The sequence below is a fragment of the Myxococcus sp. NMCA1 genome, assembly GCF_026810205.1.
In the GTDB taxonomy this organism is placed as follows: Bacteria; Myxococcota; Myxococcia; order Myxococcales; family Myxococcaceae; genus Myxococcus; species Myxococcus xanthus_A.
In genome coordinates, this window is the sequence record NZ_CP113950.1 from 1,309,247 (window position 1) to 1,329,476 (window position 20,230).

Consider the following 20,230-nt stretch of genomic DNA (forward strand, 5'->3'; position numbering starts at 1 on the left):
CGGGTTCGCGACGAATGCCGGCCCCCGGGATTGGACATTCGCATCATCGGACACTGGCCAGCGCGGCTCCAGTGCCTAGCTTTGGTCGCAACATGAAGAAGGTCATTCATATCGTTGGGGCGCGTCCGAACTTCATGAAGGTCGCGCCCATCTATCGCGCCATCGCCGAGCGTACTCCCCTGGAGCAAATTCTTGTCCACACGGGGCAACACTACGACGCCAAGATGAGCGACGTGTTCTTCGCCGACCTCGGCCTGCCCGCCCCGGACGTCCATCTGGGCATCGGGTCGGGCAGCCATGCGCAGCAGACGGCACGCATGATGGTGGAGCTGGAAAAGGTTTTCCTAGCCCACCCTCCAGCGCTGGTCTCTGTGGTGGGCGATGTGAACAGCACCATCGCGGCGGCGCTGGTGACGTCGAAGCTGGGCATCCCCCTGGCACACGTCGAAGCGGGGCTGCGCAGCTACTCGCCACACCAACCGGAGGAGATCAACCGCCTCGTCACCGACCGCCTGTCGGACCTGCTGCTGACGCCGTCACGTGACGCGGACGCCAACCTGCTCAAGGAAGGCACCGACCCGGCCCGCATCCACTTCGTGGGCAACGTGATGATCGACTCGCTCTTCGCCTCGCGCGAGAAGGCCGACAAGCTGCCGCTGCTCAAGGACCTGGGGCTCATCCCCCACGGCTACGCGGTGTGCACGCTGCACCGGCCCTCCAACGTGGACGACCCCAAGATTCTGGGCGGCCTCCTGTCCGCGGTGGCCCACGTCGCCACGCGCCTGCCGGTCATCTTCCCGGTGCACCCGCGCACGCGGAAGGTGATTTCGGAGCATGGCCTGAACACGTGGTTCGAGCGCACGCCGAACCTGCGGCCCGTGGAGCCCATGGGCTACCTGGACTTCCTGGCGCTCACGTCGAAGGCGCGCCTGGTGCTCACCGACTCCGGCGGCCTCCAGGAGGAGACGACGGCCATGGGCATCCCGTGCCTCACCCTGCGCGAGCAGACCGAGCGCCCCATCACCGTGGAGGAGGGCTCCAACGAGGTGGTGGGCACTGACCCGGTCCGCATCCGTCTGGCCGCCGACCGCGTGCTGGATGGTGAAGGCAAGCAGGGCCGCGTGCCCGAGTTCTGGGATGGCCGCGCCGCCGAGCGCATCGCGGACCTGTTCGCGAGCTTCCTGGGCGTCGAGGACCGGCCGATTCAGGCGGCCTCGGCCTGATGGCAATGGGCGGGTAGGGGCCCCGGCGCTGCGTGGGCCCGCCCGCGCGCCCGTCCCCGCCTGTGCAGGAGGGCCCGCCGTGTTAGAGCGCTGGCAGGCCCATGCACAGCGCACCGCAGGAAGAAGCCCCCGAGGGCTACGTCGACATCCGCTACGTCGTCGAGCCGAACTACGCGGGGTGGCGGCTGGATGAGTATCTGGGTGAGAAGCTCCGCCGGATGACGCGGGAGCGGCTCCAGGGCGTCATCCTGAGGGGCGTCATCTGCGAGGAGCGGCGCCTGAAGCCGTCCACGCCGGTGTATCCAGGACTGGCCTTCCGCATCCGCCGCCGCGCCAGCGAGGAGCCGGACACGCCCACGGAATTGCCCGTGGTGTTCCAGGACGACTGGCTGCTGGTGCTGGACAAGCCCGCGGGTCTGCCCATCCACCCCACGGCGCGCTACCACAAGGGCACCCTCGTCACGCTCCTGCGAGAGCGCTTCGGTGAGCGCTTCGCCGAGCCCGCGCACCGGTTGGACAGGGAGACCAGCGGCCTGGTCGTCTGCGGGCGCACCACGGAGTCATGCCGGGTGTTGGGTCGGCTGTTCGTCTCGCGTGACGTGCACAAGGAGTACCTGGCGCTCTGTGAAGGGCACCCGTCCGAGGACACGTTCACCGTGGATGCGCCCATCGCGGAGGGCACCGAGCTCATCCGCATCGCCGTGCGCATCGATCCGGTAGAGGGCAAGGAGAGCCGCACGCGCTTCCAGGTGCTTCAGCGCTTCACGCGGGACGGCGCGCCCTTCGCGCTGCTGCGCTGCTTCCCGGAGACGGGGCGTCAGCACCAGATTCGCATCCACCTGCACCACGCGGGCTTCCCGCTCGTGGGCGACAAGATGTACGGGCCGGACCCGGGCTACTTCGACCGCTTCAGCAAGCACTGTCTGGAGCCCGAGGCGTGGCCGCGGCTGCGCCTGCCCCGTCAAGCGCTGCACGCCGCGCGCATCGCCTTCCCGCACCCAGGCTCTGGCCAGGAGGTGGTGTTCGAGGCGCCCCTGCCAGCGGACCTCACCGCCTTCATTGAAGGCCGGCCCGTGGCTTTGCCGGCCTGAAACGCGAAGGCCCCCAGCCCGGAATGAAGCGGGCAGGGGGCCAGGGGCGTGAAGCCGGTGGTGACGTCAGGCGGTGAGCTTGCTGGGCTCGGCGCGTTCCTCGCCGAAGTCGCCGATGAGGTACTTGCCGGAGAAGCAGGCGGTGCAGAAGGTGCTGCGCTCCGGGTCGCCCACCGCACGGCCCAGGCCTTCCTGGGAGATGTAGCCGAGCGAGTCCGCCGTCACGTACGTGGCAATCTCCTCCAGGCTGTGCGTCGCGGCGATGAGCTCCTGACGGCTCGGCGTGTCGATGCCGTAGTAGCAGGGCCACTTCGTGGGCGGCGAGGAGATGCGCAGGTGCACCTCCACCGCGCCCGCCGCCTTGATCATCTTCACGATTTTGCGGCTCGTGGTGCCGCGGACGATGGAGTCGTCCACCACCACCACGCGCTTGCCCTTGAGCACCTGCCGCACCGCGGACAGCTTCAGCTTCACGCCGAAGTGGCGGATGGACTGCTGCGGCTCGATGAAGGTGCGGCCCACGTAGTGGCTGCGGATGAGGCCCACGTCGTAGGGGATGCCGCTGGCCTGCGCGAAGCCGATGGCCGCCGGCACGCCCGAGTCCGGCACCGCGATGACCAGGTCCGCGGCGGGCGCGGGCTGCTCCTTCGCGAGCTGACGGCCCATTTCCTTGCGCACTTCGTACACGTTGCTGCCGAACAGCGTGGAGTCCGGCCGCGCGAAGTACACGTGCTCGAAGATGCAGCGCGCCTGTCGCGGCGGCTCCGCGAAGGGCTTGCTGGTGCGCATCAGCCCGTTCTCGATGACGAGCAGCTCGCCCGGCTCCAGCTCGCGCACGATTTCCGCCTCGATGAGGTCCAGCGCGGTCGACTCGCTGGCCAGCACGTAGGCGCCTTCCTTCATCCGTCCCAGCACCAGCGGCCGGATGCCGTGCGGGTCCCGCACCGCGACGAGCTTGTTCTCCGTGAGCACCAGGAGGCTGTAGGCGCCCGTCACCTTGCGCAGCGCCTCCACGAGCTTCTGCTCGAAGGTCGCCTGCTTGGAGCGCGCCAGCAGGTGCAGGATGACTTCCGTGTCCGCGTCGGACTGGAAGATGGCGCCGTCGGCCTCGAGCTGCTGCTTCAGCTCGGCCGCGTTCACCAGGTTGCCGTTGTGCGCGATGGCGCACTGCCCGCCCGCGTACTGCACGAAGAGCGGCTGGGCGTTCTTGAGGGCGCTGCCTCCAGCGGTGGAGTAGCGCACATGGCCGATGGCCGCCTGCCCAGGCAGGTCGGCGAGCACCGGCGCATCGAAGATGTCGGCAACGAGTCCCATCTGCCGGTGAGCGCGAAGCCCCATCCCGTCAGAGGCGACAATGCCCGCGGACTCCTGCCCCCGGTGCTGGAGGGCGTGCAGTCCCAGGTACGTCAGGTTGGAGGCCTCAGCGTGCCCCACGATTCCGAAGATGCCGCACATGGCGCGCTGCCTTACTCCTTTCAAGCGGTGAGCGGAACAGGAACGCATGCCTCTCTGGTGGGTATTCCACCCGACGCCAGAGTCGTTTCATGTGGGCAGTCAGGCGTCCCAAAGTCCAGGCCCTGGGGGTAGTCTGGCTCGCGCATGGCATCCTCGCGACTGGCCCGCTGGCGTTCCCTGTTTCCCCTGGTGTTGCTTACCGTGGGGGCCGCGTATTCGCTGGCGTCCTGGAACTGGTGTGGCAGTTGGGCCGAGCGCGCGCCAGTCCTTGTGTCACAGGTTCATGGCGAAGGGCCGCTGCGCGCGGGCGCGGCGAAGGTGGCGCTCGCGCCGCCTTTCCCAGTGGTGGTGGCCGGTTATACGCCGCCACGGCCCGAGGCGGACCAGGCCGACGTGCCGCTCTACGCGCGCGCGGTGGTGCTGGAGGCAGGAGGGACACAGGTGGGGCTGGTGTCGTTGGACCTGCTCCTCATTCCGGACGTGCTGGCCACGCGGGTGCGTGAGCGCGCGCGGGCCTCGGGGCTGGAGGATGTGCTGGTCCTGGCCACGCACACGCATTCGTCGTTGGGCGGGTATGACTCGCGGTGGGTGGCCCAGCTGTCCGGCACCGGGCGCTACCGGGAAGACGTGGTGGATGCCATCACCACTGCGGCGGGGGACGCACTGGCCCAGGCGGCCGCGTCGCTCGCCCCGGTGTCGCTGGAGGTCGGCGAGGCGCGGCAGCAGAAGTTCGTCATCTCCCGCAGCGGTGGCGAGAAGCCGGATGGCGTCCTGACGCGCGCGGTGTTCCGGGGGCAGGAGGGACCGGTGGCGGAGCTGCTGCTCTTCGCCGCGCACCCGACGATGGTGCCGCGTCGCCGCGCCTACGTCGACCCTGACTACCCCGGCCGGCTCAGCGCGCTACGCGAGGAGGCGGGCAGCGGCGTGACGCTGTTGCTGCAGGGCGCGGGGGGTAATGCGACGGTGGCGTACTCGGAAGGGCAGGGGCTGGAGCGGGTGTCGGGCTTCGCGCATGCCCTGGCGGAGCTGGCCGGCGATGCGCCCTTGTCACCCGTGGGGGAGACAGTGCGGCTGTCCCTGGCGCGCGCCGATGCGGCCATGCCACGTCCGGACGCTTCGCGGTTGGTGCCGGCGCTGACGCGGGCGGCGGGGGACAACCTGCTGTGTGAATCCGCGCCGCGTCTGGCGGAGGTGGGCGCGCTGATGCTGGGGCCGCTGAAGCTGGTGGCGGTGCCGGGTGAGCCCAGCGTGGCCGCGGGCGTGGAGTTGCTGCGGCGGACCGGTGCCACGGGCGTGTTGGGCCTGGCGGATGGTTACGTGGGCTACGTGGAGACGGCGGCGAACGTGCAGGGGGGACTGGGGGAGTCCAGGCGCCAGTACTTCGGGCCCGCGCTGCTGGAGCGGCTGAGCGTGGCGGCGGAGTTCGTGGCCGGGGCGGCGGGCTTCACGCCTTGAGGCGGCCGGGCGCCGCGGAGGACTTTCCGCGGCGCGGCCGGCTCGAGGCTGGCTAGAACTTCTCGAACTTGGAGTCCTTCTTGCGCTTCTTGAACAGGAGCGCGGTGCGGCCCAGCAGCTGCGCGAGCTCCGCCTGGGCGCCCTCGGCGATGCGCGCCGCGGCTTCCTGGCGCGTCTCCGGGCCCTCGTTGATTTTCACCTTGATGAGCTCGTGGTCCTGCAGCGCCTGCTCGATGGCGGCGATGACACCCTCGGTGACGCCGGCCTGACCGACGATGACCACCGGCTCCAGGTGGTGTCCTAGCGCGCGCAGATGGCGGCGTTGCTTCCCAGTGAGCGGCACGTTCCTTCTCTCCTTCGTGGTTTCGGGTGGAGCCTCCTGGGCCCCACCGTCGGGGGGCGCACCCTACTTCTTCTGCGACGCCATGCGGATCTCTCGCTGCGCGTCGATGTGGTCCGGCTGAAGCTCCACGGTGCGCTTGAAGTGCTTGAGCGAGCCCTGTGCGTCGCCACTCAGCTTGGCGATGACGCCCAGGAAGTAGTGCGCGGGGGCGCAGCGCTCGTTGCGTTTGATGGCGTTCAGGATTTCCCGGAAGGCTTCGGGCTGGGCGGCCTTCTTGTCCGCCGCCGTGAAGAAGCGCGCGTAGCCACGCCACGCGTAGAACTCCGCTTCCTCCGGGTTCAGCTTGATGGCCTCGTCCAGCATCTTCACGGCGTCCGGGAACTTGCGCGCCTTCACCAGGATGCAGGACTTCTGGAACAGCTCCTCCGCCATGAGGATGCCGTTGATGTCCACCCCGTCTCCGCTGCCGCCGCTCTTGAGTTCCTCGATGTAGCTGGCGCGGCTGTTGTCGTCGGAGAGGGTGCGGTAGGCGTCGCCGATATACGCGAAGACCTCCGCCTTCAGTTTCTCCAGCTCCGGCGGCGCCCCCTGCGGGAGCGTGTCCGGGTGGTAGAGCTTGGCCAGGCGGAAGTACGCGATCTTCACCGCGCTGGCGTTCGTCTGCTCCGTCAGCCCGAGCCGCTGGAAGTGGTTCTGCTGCTTCATCGCCATCGTGAGCTGGCGCAGGGCGGGAATCTCTTCAGCACCCGGTGCATTCGCGGGCGTCGCCGCGGCGGCGGGAGCGGCTGGACGCTGCGCGCCCTGTGCGGACAGGGACGGCGGCGGACGGGGCTGGGCGCCGGGCCCGGCGACCGGGGGACGCGCGGCGGTGGCGCCGGGGCCGGCGGCTGGGGCCGTGCCCACCGGGCGTGGGGCGGTGGCACCGGGGCCGGCGATGGGCGGGCGCGCGGCGGTGGCACCGGGGCCGGCGACGGGCGGGGGCGCGGCGGTGGCACCGGGGCCGGCGGTTGGGACCGTGCCCGCGGGGCGCGGGGCACCTGGACCTGCCGCGGGCGTTGCTCCTGCCACGGGGCGTTGGGGCACGGCGCCGGTGGCGTGCGCCACCCCGGCGGGCTGCGGACCTCCCGCGACGTTCGGAGCGGCTCCAGCGGGACGCTGTTGCGCGGAGGCATTCGCGTGTGCGGCACCCGGGGGCTGCGGACCTCCCGCGACGTTCGGTCCGGCTCCGACGGGACGCTGCGCACCCGCGGCGTGCGGGGCCCCCGTGGCCTGTGGGCCCACATCCTGCGCCGTCCTGGCCAGTCCGGCGAACGACACCGAGTCCAGCTCCTTGAGCAGGAACGCGAGCCGCAGCAGGTGGTCCGAGTCCTGCGCGAAGTCCGCCAGCAACTGCGCGACCGAGCGCACGCCGTCGATGACCGTGAGCGCGCGGACCTCGTGCGGCGTGAGGCGCAGCTCGCTCGCGGCCACGACGCCACCGGACTTCATGATGGGAAGCTGGAGCACCGGGGCCAGCCGGCGCTTGAGGTCCGCGGAGGAAATCCGGCGCACCGTGTCGCTCAGCACGGCCCAGCGGTGGCCCAGCGGCATCGCCTTGTGCGAGGGCAGGTCCTTCAGCTCGAAGGTGAACGTCCCGGTCTCAGCCCGCAGGCCCCTGGAGAGAATGCCGCCCGCGCGCTGCGCCAGGATGGCGAAGGCGGTGGCCGGTTGGAGCAGACCCAGACCGAAGAGCGCCGTGAGCAGGTCTCCGCCAAAGCGCTCCAGCGCGAGCTCGGCCTGCTGAAGCTGCTCGGGCGTGAGCAGCCGCGCCGCGACCAGTGACGGTCCGAGCGCTTCTTCGGGATGGGACGAGTCGACGAACTCCGGGTTGCCCTTGCGGAAGTGAATCTGGACGACGCGGTCCGCCAGCGTCAGTGACAGCAGCCCTGTCTGCTCCCGCGCGGCGATGCGGCCATAGAGGCGGATGGGGGAGAGCTGCTCGAACTGGCCGAGGGCCGGAATCTCCGGTGCTGCGTCATCGCCCTCCACCGCGGGCACCGCCACGGGGGCGGACGCCGGGGCCGGGCTCGCGGGGGGCGCGCTCGGCGGACGCGCGGCTCCCGCCACGGGCGGCGGTGGCACCGCTCCGGGAGGACGGGCCTGCTGGGTGGGCGCCACGGGACGCCGCGCGGGGTCCACAGTGGCCCGAGCACCAGGACCCGCCATGGGGGCCGCCCCAGGGCCCGCCGCGGGCCGGACACCGGGACCCGCGATGGGAGCCGCGCCAGGACCCGCGGCTGGGCGGACACCTGGACCCGCGATGGGCGCACCTGGGCCCGCGCTTGGCACGACACCGGGGCCTGCCGCGGACCGGACACCTGGCCCCCCCATGACGGGCGCTCTGGGGGCCACGCCCACGGGAGCGCCCGGTGCGGCCTGTTCCGAGGCGGAGACGGGCGGTGCGCCCGGGCCCCACAGTTCGCGGGGAACGACCTCGCGCGCTTCCGGGAAGCGCCAGGGAAAGGCGAAGTTGAGCCCGTCCTCGGACATCTGGAGCCGGCCCTGGATGGAGCCGCTTTCGATGAGCAGTTCAATGGTCGGCAGGGTGAGGGGCCCCCACATGGTGCCCCTGTCGTTGCGGACCCAGTACTGCCGGACCTCACCCTCCGCCATGCGCGGCCTTGCTCCTTCGTCCTGCGAGAAAAGCGAACCCTACCGCTGTCCTCCGTCGCATCAAAGCAGAGCGCCGGAGCGCGAGCCCCTTACTTCGACTCAGGGCTCCGCGCCATCCAGTGCCGCCAGCCCGAGCGCTGCCAGGCACGCCGCATCCGCCTTCTGTTCAGCGGGCGGGTCAAAGCAGTACACCTCGCTGTCGAAGACCTTGCACAGCCCGTCCGGGGTGGACGCACAGGCCGCCTTCGAGAAGGCGTTGGTGCAGTTGTACCCACACACCGGGCCCGCCTCGGTGTTCTTGCACTGCGGCGCGGGCAGTTCGCGCTTCCAGGCGCACAGGGCGGCGGGGGACGGGTCGAAGCAGGTGATGTTGCCACCGGCCAGCTTGCAGACGCCCGCGGGCGTCCGGGCACAGCGAACCCCCTCCGAGGCGCTGATGCAGCCGTAGCCACACGTCAGTTCCATGGCGTTGCTGTTGCACTGGGCGGTGGGCGTGTCCTTGCCGTACACGGCGAACACCACGGCGGGCGGGTCGAAGCACTCCACCTCGCCACCCCGGCCCCGGCAGACGCCCGCGGGGGACTGTGCGCACTTCACCCGGCCGGGCTGCGTGGCGCAGTTGTAGCCACACGCCACCACCCCATCGATGCTCTGACACTCCGGCTTCGGCAGCGCCGCGCCATAGGCCTTCTGCACGTAGGCCGGCGGGTCGAAGCAGACCGCCTGCCCGTCAATCACCTGGCAGTGGCCCTGCGGTGTCTGCGCGCACCGCACCCGCTGTCCGTCCGACTTGCACCCATAGCCGCAGGACACCTTGCCGTCGATGGTGCGGCACGTCGGCTTGGACGGGTCCTGCGGAAGCGGAACCGAGCCCAGGGTGAGCGCCAGTACGGTGAGGAAGGAAGCGAGCACGGGGACCTCGGCGGGGGGAGCGGAGTCGTCCCGGCATTGACGCCCAAGGTGCGCGGTGACGCAAGAAGCGGGCGGTCATGGGCGGCGGGCCGGGCCCATGGTACCCAGGCGCCGCCCGCGAGGAGGTTCACCCCGGTGGACGTGGACGTCAGTGCGCTGCACCTCATCCTGCTGTGCGTCGCCGCGCTGATTGCCGGCATGGTGGATGCCATCGCGGGGGGCGGCGGGCTCATCTCCCTTCCCGCGCTGCTGGCCGCGGGCCTTCCGCCCCACGTGGCGCTGGGCACCAACAAGGGGCAGTCCGTCTTCGGCTCGTTCGCCGCGCTGGTGCGCTTCTCCCGCGCGGGGCTGGTGGATGGGAACCTGGCGCGGGTGACGTTCCCCTTCGGCCTTGGTGGGGCCTTCGGGGGCGCGGCGCTGGTGCTGCTGGTGAAGCCGGAAGTGCTCAAGCCGCTGGTGCTGGTGCTGCTCATCGCGGTGGCGGTGTTCCTCGCCTTCCGCAAGTCACCGCGTCCGGGGGACACGCCGGAGCCCGGGCCGCCCGCGCGCGCACGGGCCATTGGCGCGCTCATCGCGTTGGTCATCGGCACCTACGACGGCTTCTTCGGACCGGGGACGGGGACGTTCCTCATCGTGGCCTTCTCGTCCCTGCTGGGACATGGCCTGGCGCGCGCGTCCGCGGATGCGAAGGTGGTGAACTTCGCCTCCAACCTCGCCTCCGTCGCGTTGTTCGCCTTCAAGGGCGTGGTGCTGTGGAAGGTGGCGCTGCCCATGGCCGGCGCCCAGTTCGCGGGCGCCTACCTGGGCGCGCACCTGGCCGTGAAGGGCGGCGACAAACTGGTGCGCAAGGTGGTGCTGGGCGTGGTGCTGGCCCTGGTGCTCAAGCTGGGGCACGACGTGGTGACCGCCTGAGAGGCCGTCACCCCGCCGTCAGCCGATGTGCACCAGCAGCGCCTCACGGCGCTTCGCCACGGCGGCCATGAACTTCTGGAGCTCCTCGAAGTAGGAGAGCAGCTCCTCCAGTGGATCGACCTCGGCCTCGGGCTCATCCCATGTCCCGGGGTAGATGTCCTGGGCCTGCATGGCGGACGCGTCGTAGCGCGCGCGCAGCGTCTTCCCCGTCACCTGCTGAAGCGCCGTGGCCAGGGCCTGCACCTGGGCCGGCGTGAAGACGCGCGCGGTGCCTTCCTCGGAAGGGATGTCGCCCACGTCCTCGCCGCCACGCACCAGGAAGTCCAGCGGCGCGCTGCCTTCCCACGGCGTTCCGGTCAGCAGGTACTGGAGGCCATGCCACGCCTCACCGATGTCCAACTCCAGGAACGCCGAGCCCTTCGGGTCACCGAAGTCCTCGTCATCGTCGACGAAGTCCTCCAGCCGTTCGGGGGCCTGGAGCAGGGCAACGCGTTGGGCCTCGGTGGCGCTGCGCAGGGTGCAGAGCATCTCCATGGAGCTATTCCACCACCACCAGCTTGGCGTTGTTCTCCACGGCGGTGCCTTCCTTGGCGAACAGCTCCGTCACCTTGCCCGCCTTCGGGCTCTTGAGCTCGTTCTCCATCTTCATGGCTTCCACCACCACGAGGCCCTGGCCCTCCTTCACCTCGTCGCCCACCTTCACCAGCACCTTCACCACCTTGCCCGGCATGGGCGCGGTGACCAGCTGCTTGCCTTCGACGGAGAAGGCCGCGTTGGCCGCGCGCAGCCGGAGCCGGCGTTCATCCGCCACGTCGATGCGGTTCACCTGGCCGCGCAGGAGCACGCCAATCTCGTCGCCGTTCTCCTCGAACTCGACGTTGTACGACTGGCCGTCCACCAACATGGACAGCGTGCCGTGCTCCAGCGCCAGCGCGTCCACCTGGTACGTGGTGGCGCCCACGGTGATTTTGAACTGGTCGTTCCCCAGGGGCTCCAGGTCCACCGGAACCGCTTCCTTCTGGCCCTGCTGCTTCGTGAAGTAACGCATGGAAGTCCTTCCGAGCTGGGGGTTAGCGGCGCGTGCGCAGCGCCTGCTTCCAGGGGGAGACGCCGCCGTTGCCACCGTCCTGGCCGCCACTGGCGCTGGGCAGGGTCTTCGCGCGCTTCTGGTCCTTCTGGTACGTGTGCACCACGCTGGCCAGCAGTGCCATCTCGCTCAGCTTCGGGTCCTCCGCGCCCAGCAGCGCATCGTGCTGGCGGGTGAGGAAGCTGGTGTCGTAGTCGCCCTCGATGAACTCGGGGTGCGCCAGGATGGCCTTCAGGTAGCGGATGTTGGTGGTGATGCCCTTCACCACGTACTCGGACAGCGCGCGCTGCGTGCGCGCGATGGCCTCGCGCCGCGTGGGGGCCCACACGGACAGCTTGGAAATCATCGGGTCGTAGACGTTGGGCACCGTGTACCCGGGGAACACGCCCGAATCGTCACGCACGTTCGGTCCACCGGGCACGCGCAGGTACGTAATCTTGCCCGGGCTGGGCATGAAGTTGCGGCTCGGGTCCTCCGCGTACACGCGGACTTCAATCGAGTGACCGCGCGGCGTGGGGGCCTCGGTGAGGCCGAGCTTCTCGCCCTCGGCGGCCTTGATCTGCATGGCCACCAGGTCCAGGCCCGTCACCCACTCCGTCACCGGGTGCTCCACCTGGAGGCGGGTGTTCATCTCCAGGAAGTAGAAGTTGCGGTGCACGTCCACCAGGAACTCCACCGTCCCGGCGCCCACGTAGTTGACGGCCTTGGCCGCCTTCACCGCGACCTCGCCCATCTTCGCGCGCAGCTCCGGCGTGAGGATGGGGCTGGGCGTCTCCTCCACCACCTTCTGGTGCCGGCGCTGCGCCGAGCACTCGCGCTCGTTCAGGTGGATGGTGTTGCCGTACTGGTCCGCGAAGACCTGGATCTCCACGTGGTGTGGCTTCTCCAGGTACTTCTCGATGTAGACGGCGTCGTTGCCGAAGGCGTTGAGGGCCTCGCTCTTGGCGGCGCGCCACGAGGACTCGAAGTCCTCCATGCGCTCCACCTTGCGCATGCCCTTGCCACCGCCGCCGCCCGCGGCCTTGAGCATGACGGGGAAGCCAATCTTCTCCACGTAGGCGCGCGCTTCTTCGACGGAGGCGACGGGCTCGGTGGTGCCGGGCACCACGGGCACGCCCGCTTTGATCATGTTCGCGCGGGCGCGCGTCTTCTCGCCCATGGAGTCCATGGCGGAGGCGGGCGGGCCGATGAATGTCAGGCCTGCGGCGTCACACGCGCGGACGAAGGCGGCGTTCTCGGAGAGGAAGCCGTAGCCGGGGTGGATGGCATCCGCGCCGGCCTGCTTCGCGGCGTCGAGGATGCGCTGCTGCACCAGGTAGCTCTCACGCGAAGGCGGGGGCCCCACGAAGATGGCCTGGTCAGCCGTGCGCACATGCAGGGCGGAGCGGTCCGCCTCCGAGTACACCGCCACCGTGGCGATGCCGAGTTCCTTGCACGTGCGCATCACCCGGATGGCGATCTCGCCGCGATTGGCGACGAGCACTTTGCGGATCTTGGGCATGGGGCCCGTCTAGCACGGGGCGACCCTGTTTGCCGCCTCTACTTCCGGGTGTTGAGGTACTGCTCCATGTAAGCGCGAGCCTGTGTCAGCTTGGCCTCCACGAAGCGGTCGTCCTCGTCCGGCTCCGGCGGAGACGGCGGACCCGACCGTCCAGGTTCGTTGCCGAAGTCGACCGCGGCAGCCAACAGGTTGCGTGCCGCGTTGCCGCCGCCGAAGAGGCGGGCCAGCATGCCCGTCTCCACGTCCAGCCAGCGCGCCGCCTGCCGGATGACGTCCAGAACCTCACCTTCCACGGCCTTGGACGGGCGGCCCGGGCCGCTGATGCACGAGCGCGCGTAGCTGTGCTCGCGGTCCACGAAGAGGCCCAGCGCCCGGTCCCGGAAGTCCTGCGCCAGCGCCTGACTCATGGCGTCGAGCTGCTCTTCCAGGAAGGGCTGCTCGGACTTGCGCGCCTTGCGGCCAGGGGCGGGCGGGAGCTCCAGCTCGACGGCGTGCCAGCCGGCATCGGCCAGCCCCTCTGGCGGAGGCTCCACCCACTTCACCTCGGGCGTGGCCAGGTCCACCGCCTCGCAGACACGCTTGAGCGTCTGCCGCAGGGCGGTGAGGTTTCCTTCGACGTCGGAGAGAAAGAGGATGAGGCGACGGTGGGACAAAATGAGATTCCTTTCCTGGCCCCTGTAAGCCCGTTCGTCACCCCCAAATTTCCCCCTTCGCGCGCGCCTGCCTGCCCTGCTGGCGACAGAGGGCGGGCAGGCGAGGGCTGGAAGAAACCTAGAGCGGGATGTTGCCGTGCTTGCGGGGGAGGTTCTCCTGGCGCTTGTCCTTCAGCAGCTCCAGGGCGCGGATGAGCTTCGCGCGCGTCTCCTCCGGACGGATGATTTCGTCGATGTAGCCCAGCTCGGCCGCCTTGAACGGGGTGGCGAACTTCTCGCGGTAGTCCGCCGTCAGCCGGGCCCGCTCGGCGGCGGCGTCCGGGGCATTGAGCAGCTCGTTGCGGAAGATGATGTTGACCGCGCCCTCGGGGCCCATGACGGCGATTTCGGCGGTGGGCCAGGCGAAGTTCATGTCCGCGCGGATGTGCTTGGACGCCATGACGTCATAGGCGCCGCCGTAGGCCTTGCGGGTGATGACGGTGACCTTGGGGACGGTGGCCTCGGCGTAGGCGTACAGCAGCTTGGCGCCGTGGGTGATGATGCCGCCCCACTCCTGGTCGGTGCCGGGGAGGAAGCCGGGCACGTCCACCAGCGTGACGAGCGGGATGTTGAAGCAGTCGCAGAAGCGCACGAAGCGCGCGGCCTTGATGCTGGCGTCGATGTCCAGCACGCCGGCGAGCACCGCGGGCTGGTTGGCGACGACGCCCACGCTGCGCCCGTTCATGCGCGCGAAGCCGATGACGATGTTCTTCGCGAAGTGCTCCTGCACCTCGAAGAAGTGCTTGTCGTCGACGATGGCCTTGATGACTTCCTTGATGTCGTAGGGCTTGTTGGGGTTGCTCGGGACAATCGTCTTGAGCGACTCCTCGGCCCGGAACGCGTCGTCCTCGCACGGCTGGACGGGCGCCTCTTCCTGGTTGTTGGAGGGCAGGAAGGAGAGCAGCTCGCGCGTCATCACGATGGCGGCCTGCTCGTTCTCCGCCGCGAAGTGGGCCACGCCGGACTTCTGGTTGTGCGTGACGGCGCCGCCCAGCGCTTCCTTCGACACCTCCTCGTGCGTCACCGTCTTGATGACGTCCGGGCCGGTGATGAACATGTACGAGGTGTCCTTCACCATCATGATGAAGTCGGTGATGGCCGGCGAGTACACCGCGCCGCCCGCGCACGGACCCATGATGAGCGAAATCTGGGGCACCACGCCGGAGGCCAGGGTGTTGCGCACGAAGATGTCCGCGTAGCCAGCCAGGCTCTCCACGCCTTCCTGGATGCGCGCGCCGCCCGAGTCGTTCAGGCCGATGACGGGCGCACCCACGCGGGTGGCCAGGTCCATGATCTTGCAGATCTTCTGCGCGTAGGCGCCCGACAGCGAGCCGCCGAAGACGGTGAAGTCCTGGGCGAAGACGAAGACCTTGCGGCCTTCCACGGTGCCGTAGCCGGTGACGACGCCGTCGCCGGGAATCTTCTTGTCGCCCATGCCGAACTCGCTCGAGCGATGGGTGACGAACTTGTCCAGCTCGCAGAAGGAGCCGGGGTCGAGGAGCAGGTCGATGCGCTCGCGGGCCGTGAGCTTGCCGGCTTCGTGCTGCTTGGCGATGCGGTCGGCACCGCCACCCAGCTCGGCCTGCTTCTCCATCTTCTCGAGACGCGCGCGGAGGGGGTCCTTCTCGGGAGTCTGGTCCATGGGGCGCGTCTAGCATGATTGGGGCGGGGACGCGCTGCCTGGATTCCTGGCGTCCATGGCGGAACGCCTGGGGTCGTCAAGCACTGCATCCACCGCCGCCAGGTCCAGGCCGTAGCGCTGGCGGACCTCCACCAATGGCGCCTCCCACATCTGTCGCCAGGGTGCCCCGAAGAGCAGCCGGGCCCGTTGTCCCAGCAGCCAGCCCCGGACGATGGCGCGCATGCGCTCCTCGCGCTGGGAGAACGCATAGAGGAGGGTGTTCGTCAGGCCGCCCGCGAGGATGCCCAGCGCGAAGGGGCTGCCCACCTGGGCCAGGCTGAAGGCCTGGATGCCCAGCTCGCCCGCCACGCTCGTCGGAAAGCCGGTGAGGACGTGCCAGACGTCATGGGATTCGAGCAGGTGCGCGCGTACGTACTCCTCGTCGGTCCGCGCCTCCAGGTAGGGCAGTGCGTCAGGGTTCACCTGGTTCGCCTCCAGGTGGTCGACGAAGGCACGTCCCAGGGTGTGCTCGGGCAGGGCGCGCAGCGCGGCCAGGTGGAGCAGGCCCACGCGCGGGCGTTCGATGAAGGACTGGGCCGCGGAGGCGTGGCGCATCAGCCGCTCCACCAGCCGCCGCATCGCCACGGGGGGCGCGAGCACCGGGGCCAGACCCAGGACGTCCTGGAGTTTCTCCGGGTCGCGGAGGGCCCGTGCCATCCGCCATGCCGTCCACGCATACGCGACAGGATTCCACATGGTGCCTCCAAGGCGGGGGGACGCTGGGGCCGACCTGTCCAGCGTATGTGGGAGGCGCAAGGGCGGGGCGGGGTGGCCGCGGCCGTGCTCGCGGGTGGACATCCCGAAGGCCGAGGAGCGGACACTCAGGGGGCGGGCAGTCGACCGGGCCGCTTCCAGGTCCGTGCGCGCCAGGTGGAGGGGACGGAGGTTGAAGCCATAGGAGGGTCGCCATGCGTGCCGCGCGAGGTTCCTTTCAAATCGGCTCGTTCCGCGGCATTCCCGTCCGCGTCCACTTCTCACTGTTGCTTGTCCTTCCGCTGCTTGCGTTTCTGTTCGGTGGCGCCTTCCGGCGCGCGGCGGAGGTGGCCGAAGTCCCCCCGGAGCGACTCGGCGGCTCGCCCGCGCTGTGGGGGCTGGTGGTGGCGTTGGGCTTGTTCGCGTCCGTGTTCATTCACGAACTGGCGCACACCGTGTACGCGCTGCGCCGTGGCGGGACGGTGCGCTCGATTACGTTGATGATGGTGGGCGGTGTGTCGGAGTTGACGGAGGCGCCGCCGCGTCCCCGGGACGAAGCGCTGATGGCCGCGGTGGGGCCGCTGACGAGCATCCTGCTGGCGATGCTGCTCGGCGGCGCGACGTGGCTGCTCCAGGAGGCGCGCTCGTTCAACGTCCAGTTCGCGTTCTTCTACATGGCCAGCCTGAACCTGTTCCTGGGCGTGTTCAACCTGCTGCCCGCGTTCCCCATGGATGGCGGGCGCATCGTCCGCGCGTCGCTGGCGGGACGGCTGGGGATGGTGCGCGCGACGCAGGTGGCGTCCTGGCTGGGACGCGGGTTCGCGGTGCTGTTCGGCGTGTGGGCGGTGCTGTCGTTCAACCCGTTCCTGGCCGTCATCGCGTTCTTCATCTTCATGGGTGCGCAGGCGGAGGCGCAGCAGGTGCGGATGAAGACGACGCTGGAGCGTGTGCCGGTGGCCGACTTGATGACGCCGCGCCGGGTGGGCGTGGATGCGGGGGCATCGCTGGAGCAGGCGCTGTGGGACTTGCGGCGTGAACGGCTGTTGCTGCTGCCGGTGACGGAGGACGGAAGGCCGGTGGGGCAGGTGTCGCTGGAGACGGTGAGGGGCGTGCCAGATTCGGAGCGCATGACGCGCACCGCGCGCGAGGTGATGGTGCCCGCCGTGGTGGTGCGGCTGGATGAGGATGGGTGGACGGCGCTGCGGCGCATGGCCGAGGAGGAGAGGCCCCAACTCGTCGTGGTGGAGGCGGATGGGGCGCTGGCGGGGACGCTCGACGTGAACGACGTGCAGCGCGGTATGGAGTTGTATCAGGCGCGCGAGGAGCGCAGTGGTCAGCAGGAGCGGCGGTGGCGGCAGGAGCGGCCGGCGTGACGGGACTCATGTGGGGTTGAGGTGCTGGCTCGGTGGCCTCCTCCGCCGCCGGGGCGAGCGCGTCGGACGCCTCCCGCGGGGGCGCGGTGCGCGGTGTCGTTTGGCCGACAGCGGCTCCGGCGGTGTCCGCGAGCGCACCTCGATGCCAGGCGCGCGTCCCTGCCGTGGCGATTGAATCTGGAGGAGGCCCAGCACCGCCGGAACAGTCCACTCCGGCGATGTGTTACATGGACCTTCGGCACCAGGCAGGCGATGGCCGCGGCGGGATCCTCCCAGCGCGACTCCAGGTTTTCCGGCGGTGACCCTGGCGGCGTGAGAGCGGGTGGACGTTGTCGCAAGCAACGAAGGCGAAGTTTCTCGAGTCGGGGCCCTTCCTCCAGGACCTCCGGGCGCGGGTGGAGGTTTATCTGGGGGCGAGCGGGCGCTCGCCTCGTGACCTCCCGCGCATGTACGCGAAGACGGTGGTCATCCTGGGCTGGTTCGCGGCCTCTTATCTCTGGCTCCTCTTGGGAGCCTCAGGCCCGTGGGGGGCGGTCGCCGGGTGCGTGTCCCTGGGGCTGGCCATCGCGGGCGTGGGGTTCAGCGTCCAGCACGACGCCAACCACGGAAGCTACTCGGTGCATCGGGGCATCAACCGGATTCTTGGGTGGACGCTCGATGTCATCGGTGGCTCGTCCTATGTGTGGAGCTGGAAGCACAACATCTTCCATCACAGCCACACGAACGTGGTCGGGCTCGATGAGGACATCGATATCCAGCCGCTGTGCCGGCTGGCTCCTGGCCAGCGGCTGCACACGGCGCATCGCTTCCAGCATGCCTACATCTGGGGGCTCTACGCGCTGCTTCCCATGAAGTGGCACTTCATCGATGACTTCAAGGACCTGGTCACCGGACGCGTGGGACGGCAGCAGATGCCGCGCCCCGGCGGGCTGAAGCTGGCCGGGGCCCTGGGCGGGAAGCTGCTGTTCTATGGCTGGGCCATCGCGCTGCCGTTGTTCTTCCGCCCGCTCTGGCAGGTCGCGCTGTGTTACGCGCTCGCCTCGTTCGTGCTCGGGCTGACGCTGGCCACCGTGTTCCAGCTGGCGCACTGCGTGGAGGAGGCGGACTTCTCCCTGCCGCCGGAAGCCAACCGTCCCTTCTCCCGTGACTGGGCCACGCATCAGGTCGCGTCGACAGTGGACTTCGCACGAGGCAATTCGCTGGTGAGCTGGTACCTGGGAGGGCTGAACTTCCAGGTGGAGCACCATCTCTTCCCTCGGGTGTGTCACCTGCACTACCCGGCGCTTTCGCGCATTGTCGAGGACACCTGCCGGGAGCACGGCATTCGCTACCGGGCGAACGAGAGCGTCGGTGCGGCGTTGAAGAGCCATGTGCGTTGGCTCAAACGGATGGGGCAGCCAGCCATCGAGGGGGCGGTATGAGTGACGAGAAGGTTCGGTACGGGCGGGCACAGAAGTTCCGGCTCTCGGCCAAGGGCACGGAGGCCGTGGCCTCCTATTCCGCCGTGATTGAGGCGGCCAGGTCCGGCAGCGGCCGCGCCCAATTCGACGCGGCTCGGGCCAAGTGGGGCGCATCCCTCGGGCTTGCCGCGGATGACGGGCTCTATCTGGTGGAGTTCGAAGCGGGCGGGCGCACCGTCTCCGAGGCGGCACGCAACCTTGAGGACTGCGCCACCTCCGCGAAGGCGGTCAAGGACGCCGTCGAGCGGTTGTTGAAGTGCGGCATGCTCGAGCCCCTGCCCGCGCCTCCTGTGCCCGCGGCGCCTCCCCGCCGCTACTGGTAGGCCCGCGACGCCAAAGAAGAAGGCGGGCCACTCCCGCTCGAAAGCAACGACTCGCCGACGATGCGCTGGCTGTGGCGGATGCCGCCGTCGGCGGCGCTGTCATCGAACGTCTGGCTGAACCGCGCGCGCGTGTGCGCGTCCACTCCTGCGTGGGCCGCCACGCGATCGTCGGCCGGTGCCGCGCAGGTCGCGTCCTTCTCGGCGAAGCCCCAGCGGGTCTGGCTCCCATCTTGAGCACGCAGCCCGGAGAGAATGTGCGCGCAGGGAGGGCGAGCGTGAGGGCCATGGCGGCATCCCAACACTCGGGATGCGCCAGAGAACGGTAACCCGGCACGGTGAGTCTCTGCTTGTGTTGCCTACCTGGTGCGTTGCATATGGGATGCGCAGGGCGGCATCCTGGACACTTTCAGACGAGGCCGCCGCCCGGTGCCATCGCGGGCTCGCGCCACGGCGATGTGCCCTCGATAGCGGCGGGTTCGGAGGATTGCCGTGAGCGAGCCCGGAGGTTGGCGGCGTGAATGGAGGGTTGTCCATGAATGAGGCGCGTGTAAGCTGCTATTCATGGAAAACGAGCCATCCTTGCATTGCTGTGCGATGTGGGGCCCACTGGCAGCCATTGTTCTCTCGGCGCTGGGGTGTGGCGGGAGCGCTCATTCCACTGCGGCCCGTCAGCCCGTGTACCTGGCCCAGGCGCAGTGCGGCCCCATGGATTCGACGGTGAGCTGCTGCGTGAAGATGCACCCGGCCACGCCTGAGCGCTGCGGGCTGACGGCCTCGGAGGCGAGCAAGTACCTGGTTCCGATGAAGGCCGTCGAGTCCGCGTCCGAGGCCAGCGAAGAAGCCATCCCCGGGTGGAAGCAGGTGTGCATCGACGCCTATGCCCAGTGTCAGGAGCAGGCCTGGTCAGGCTCTTGTTACGACTGCTTCCGGTATTGCGAAGGGCAACACGAATGGCCCGTGGATAAGTGCCGCCGTCGCAAGGGAGGCGAGTGAGTCCATGGCCGAGTCGATTGATTGGGACCCGGTGCGTGAGCTGGCGCGTCGCGTGGAGGCCGGTGAGCCGCTGTCGCTGACGTCCGAAGTGCGCGCCTTGCTCCTTCGTTCGGCACGGGAGGTGGGCATTCCCGAAGAGGATGCACATGCCGCCGTCGCGGGCGTCGCCACGGCGACAGCGCTTCTTCACGAGACTCGCCGCCGCATTCGTGATGGCTCGCAACGTCTCATGCGCGCGCTGACAGGGGCCCGCCGGCTTCGGGACGCGGGCGACGCCGCTGGCGCGCGCGCGCTCCTGGAAGACGTGCTCGCGGTGGAGCAGGTGCCCCTCTATCGCGAGCAGGCCGAGTTGGCCCTGGACGACATGGAGTGAGTTGCCCTGTC

The 20,230-nt window shown here is 69.5% G+C and carries 20 protein-coding genes; 9 read left to right on the forward strand and 11 right to left on the reverse strand.

Going from position 1 to position 20,230, the window contains the following annotated elements:
* The first annotated feature begins 92 nt into the window (after positions 1-92).
* Both wecB and OZ403_RS05610 read left to right on the forward strand, forming a co-directional pair.
* Positions 93-1,223, forward strand: coding sequence for a non-hydrolyzing UDP-N-acetylglucosamine 2-epimerase (wecB, locus tag OZ403_RS05605; RefSeq protein ID WP_090485004.1), 1,131 nt, complete (start codon positions 93-95; stop codon positions 1,221-1,223).
* Between the two features lie 101 nt (positions 1,224-1,324).
* On the forward strand, positions 1,325-2,314 hold the full coding sequence (locus OZ403_RS05610) for an RluA family pseudouridine synthase (protein ID WP_268783646.1): 990 nt from the start codon (positions 1,325-1,327) through the stop codon (positions 2,312-2,314).
* A gap of 66 nt (positions 2,315-2,380) precedes the next feature.
* Here OZ403_RS05610 and purF read toward each other — a convergent pair whose 3' ends face one another.
* The gene (gene purF / locus OZ403_RS05615; protein ID WP_237078063.1) at positions 2,381-3,769 is read right to left on the reverse strand and encodes an amidophosphoribosyltransferase; all 1,389 of its coding nucleotides are present in this window, start codon (positions 3,767-3,769) and stop codon (positions 2,381-2,383) included.
* Between the two features lie 144 nt (positions 3,770-3,913).
* On the opposite strand from purF, the gene OZ403_RS05620 reads away from it, so the two are divergent.
* Entirely contained in the window at positions 3,914-5,224 is a 1,311-nt protein-coding gene (locus OZ403_RS05620; RefSeq protein WP_140853181.1) for a neutral/alkaline non-lysosomal ceramidase N-terminal domain-containing protein, read from the forward strand.
* Positions 5,225-5,276: 52 nt separating this feature from the next.
* On the opposite strand, the gene yhbY is transcribed toward OZ403_RS05620, so the two are convergent.
* The 3 genes from yhbY to OZ403_RS05635 all read right to left on the reverse strand — a co-directional run bounded on the left by yhbY (position 5,277) and on the right by OZ403_RS05635 (position 9,131).
* Entirely contained in the window at positions 5,277-5,567 is a 291-nt protein-coding gene (yhbY, locus tag OZ403_RS05625) for a ribosome assembly RNA-binding protein YhbY (RefSeq protein ID WP_140787992.1), read from the reverse strand.
* A gap of 63 nt (positions 5,568-5,630) precedes the next feature.
* A complete protein-coding gene (locus OZ403_RS05630; protein WP_140787994.1) occupies positions 5,631-8,219 on the reverse strand; it encodes a DnaJ domain-containing protein in 2,589 nt (862 codons plus the stop codon).
* A gap of 99 nt (positions 8,220-8,318) precedes the next feature.
* A complete protein-coding gene (locus tag OZ403_RS05635) occupies positions 8,319-9,131 on the reverse strand; it encodes a hypothetical protein (RefSeq protein WP_268783647.1) in 813 nt (270 codons plus the stop codon).
* 135 nt (positions 9,132-9,266) lie between these two features.
* Between OZ403_RS05635 and OZ403_RS05640 the strand changes: the two genes are divergently transcribed.
* Positions 9,267-10,043 (forward strand): TSUP family transporter, encoded by a 777-nt coding sequence (locus tag OZ403_RS05640; protein ID WP_140787998.1) that lies wholly within the window; start codon positions 9,267-9,269, stop codon positions 10,041-10,043.
* 18 nt (positions 10,044-10,061) lie between these two features.
* On the opposite strand, the gene OZ403_RS05645 is transcribed toward OZ403_RS05640, so the two are convergent.
* The 6 genes from OZ403_RS05645 to OZ403_RS05670 form a co-directional block, all read right to left on the reverse strand.
* Complete coding sequence (locus OZ403_RS05645; protein ID WP_140797399.1) at positions 10,062-10,577, reverse strand: YfbM family protein; 516 nt, start codon at positions 10,575-10,577, stop codon at positions 10,062-10,064.
* A 4-nt stretch (positions 10,578-10,581) separates the two neighbouring features.
* Positions 10,582-11,091 (reverse strand): biotin/lipoyl-containing protein, encoded by a 510-nt coding sequence (locus OZ403_RS39435; RefSeq protein WP_140788002.1) that lies wholly within the window; start codon positions 11,089-11,091, stop codon positions 10,582-10,584.
* Positions 11,092-11,113: 22 nt separating this feature from the next.
* Positions 11,114-12,631: an acetyl-CoA carboxylase biotin carboxylase subunit gene (gene accC, locus OZ403_RS05655; protein ID WP_268783648.1), complete on the reverse strand. Its 1,518-nt coding sequence runs from the start codon at positions 12,629-12,631 to the stop codon at positions 11,114-11,116.
* Between the two features lie 38 nt (positions 12,632-12,669).
* Complete coding sequence (locus OZ403_RS05660; protein ID WP_140788006.1) at positions 12,670-13,284, reverse strand: hypothetical protein; 615 nt, start codon at positions 13,282-13,284, stop codon at positions 12,670-12,672.
* 118 nt (positions 13,285-13,402) lie between these two features.
* Positions 13,403-14,965 (reverse strand): acyl-CoA carboxylase subunit beta, encoded by a 1,563-nt coding sequence (locus tag OZ403_RS05665; RefSeq protein ID WP_140797401.1) that lies wholly within the window; start codon positions 14,963-14,965, stop codon positions 13,403-13,405.
* A 9-nt stretch (positions 14,966-14,974) separates the two neighbouring features.
* The gene (locus OZ403_RS05670) at positions 14,975-15,700 is read right to left on the reverse strand and encodes a Coq4 family protein (RefSeq protein ID WP_237078064.1); all 726 of its coding nucleotides are present in this window, start codon (positions 15,698-15,700) and stop codon (positions 14,975-14,977) included.
* A 212-nt stretch (positions 15,701-15,912) separates the two neighbouring features.
* Between OZ403_RS05670 and OZ403_RS05675 the strand changes: the two genes are divergently transcribed.
* The 3 genes from OZ403_RS05675 (at position 15,913) to OZ403_RS05685 (ending at position 18,853) form a co-directional block, all read left to right on the forward strand.
* Positions 15,913-17,070, forward strand: coding sequence for a site-2 protease family protein (locus OZ403_RS05675; protein WP_268783649.1), 1,158 nt, complete (start codon positions 15,913-15,915; stop codon positions 17,068-17,070).
* A 329-nt stretch (positions 17,071-17,399) separates the two neighbouring features.
* Positions 17,400-18,491 carry a fatty acid desaturase family protein gene (locus OZ403_RS05680; RefSeq protein ID WP_237080204.1) on the forward strand — a complete coding sequence of 364 codons (1,092 nt, stop codon included), beginning with the start codon at positions 17,400-17,402 and terminating at the stop codon, positions 18,489-18,491.
* Positions 18,488-18,853: a hypothetical protein gene (locus OZ403_RS05685; protein WP_140788012.1), complete on the forward strand. Its 366-nt coding sequence runs from the start codon at positions 18,488-18,490 to the stop codon at positions 18,851-18,853. Before OZ403_RS05680 ends, OZ403_RS05685 begins: the two co-directional genes overlap by 4 nt.
* On the opposite strand, the gene OZ403_RS05690 is transcribed toward OZ403_RS05685, so the two are convergent.
* Positions 18,844-19,014: a hypothetical protein gene (locus OZ403_RS05690; RefSeq protein WP_161605128.1), complete on the reverse strand. Its 171-nt coding sequence runs from the start codon at positions 19,012-19,014 to the stop codon at positions 18,844-18,846. The genes OZ403_RS05685 and OZ403_RS05690 overlap by 10 nt on opposite strands.
* Positions 19,015-19,558: 544 nt before the next feature.
* Here OZ403_RS05690 and OZ403_RS05695 point away from each other — a divergent pair.
* Both OZ403_RS05695 and OZ403_RS05700 read left to right on the forward strand, forming a co-directional pair.
* Positions 19,559-19,846: a hypothetical protein gene (locus tag OZ403_RS05695; RefSeq protein WP_225909758.1), complete on the forward strand. Its 288-nt coding sequence runs from the start codon at positions 19,559-19,561 to the stop codon at positions 19,844-19,846.
* 4 nt (positions 19,847-19,850) lie between these two features.
* A complete protein-coding gene (locus tag OZ403_RS05700; protein ID WP_140797404.1) occupies positions 19,851-20,219 on the forward strand; it encodes a DUSAM domain-containing protein in 369 nt (122 codons plus the stop codon).
* Positions 20,220-20,230 lie beyond the last annotated feature (11 nt).

What these genes read in the sequence shown, in the direction of transcription:
- wecB (WP_090485004.1), top strand. Translation starts at nt 93, where the DNA reads ATGAAGAAGGTCATTCATATCGTTGGGGCGCGTCCGAACTTCATGAAG.
- OZ403_RS05610 (WP_268783646.1), top strand. Translation starts at nt 1,325, where the DNA reads ATGCACAGCGCACCGCAGGAAGAAGCCCCCGAGGGCTACGTCGACATC.
- purF (WP_237078063.1), bottom strand. Translation starts at nt 3,769, where the DNA reads ATGTGCGGCATCTTCGGAATCGTGGGGCACGCTGAGGCCTCCAACCTG.
- OZ403_RS05620 (WP_140853181.1), top strand. Translation starts at nt 3,914, where the DNA reads ATGGCATCCTCGCGACTGGCCCGCTGGCGTTCCCTGTTTCCCCTGGTG.
- OZ403_RS05630 (WP_140787994.1), bottom strand. Translation starts at nt 8,219, where the DNA reads ATGGCGGAGGGTGAGGTCCGGCAGTACTGGGTCCGCAACGACAGGGGC.
- OZ403_RS05645 (WP_140797399.1), bottom strand. Translation starts at nt 10,577, where the DNA reads ATGGAGATGCTCTGCACCCTGCGCAGCGCCACCGAGGCCCAACGCGTT.
- OZ403_RS39435 (WP_140788002.1), bottom strand. Translation starts at nt 11,091, where the DNA reads ATGCGTTACTTCACGAAGCAGCAGGGCCAGAAGGAAGCGGTTCCGGTG.
- accC (WP_268783648.1), bottom strand. Translation starts at nt 12,631, where the DNA reads ATGCCCAAGATCCGCAAAGTGCTCGTCGCCAATCGCGGCGAGATCGCC.
- OZ403_RS05665 (WP_140797401.1), bottom strand. Translation starts at nt 14,965, where the DNA reads ATGGACCAGACTCCCGAGAAGGACCCCCTCCGCGCGCGTCTCGAGAAG.
- OZ403_RS05670 (WP_237078064.1), bottom strand. Translation starts at nt 15,700, where the DNA reads ATGTGGAATCCTGTCGCGTATGCGTGGACGGCATGGCGGATGGCACGG.
- OZ403_RS05675 (WP_268783649.1), top strand. Translation starts at nt 15,913, where the DNA reads ATGCGTGCCGCGCGAGGTTCCTTTCAAATCGGCTCGTTCCGCGGCATT.
- OZ403_RS05685 (WP_140788012.1), top strand. Translation starts at nt 18,488, where the DNA reads ATGAGTGACGAGAAGGTTCGGTACGGGCGGGCACAGAAGTTCCGGCTC.
- OZ403_RS05695 (WP_225909758.1), top strand. Translation starts at nt 19,559, where the DNA reads ATGGATTCGACGGTGAGCTGCTGCGTGAAGATGCACCCGGCCACGCCT.
- OZ403_RS05700 (WP_140797404.1), top strand. Translation starts at nt 19,851, where the DNA reads ATGGCCGAGTCGATTGATTGGGACCCGGTGCGTGAGCTGGCGCGTCGC.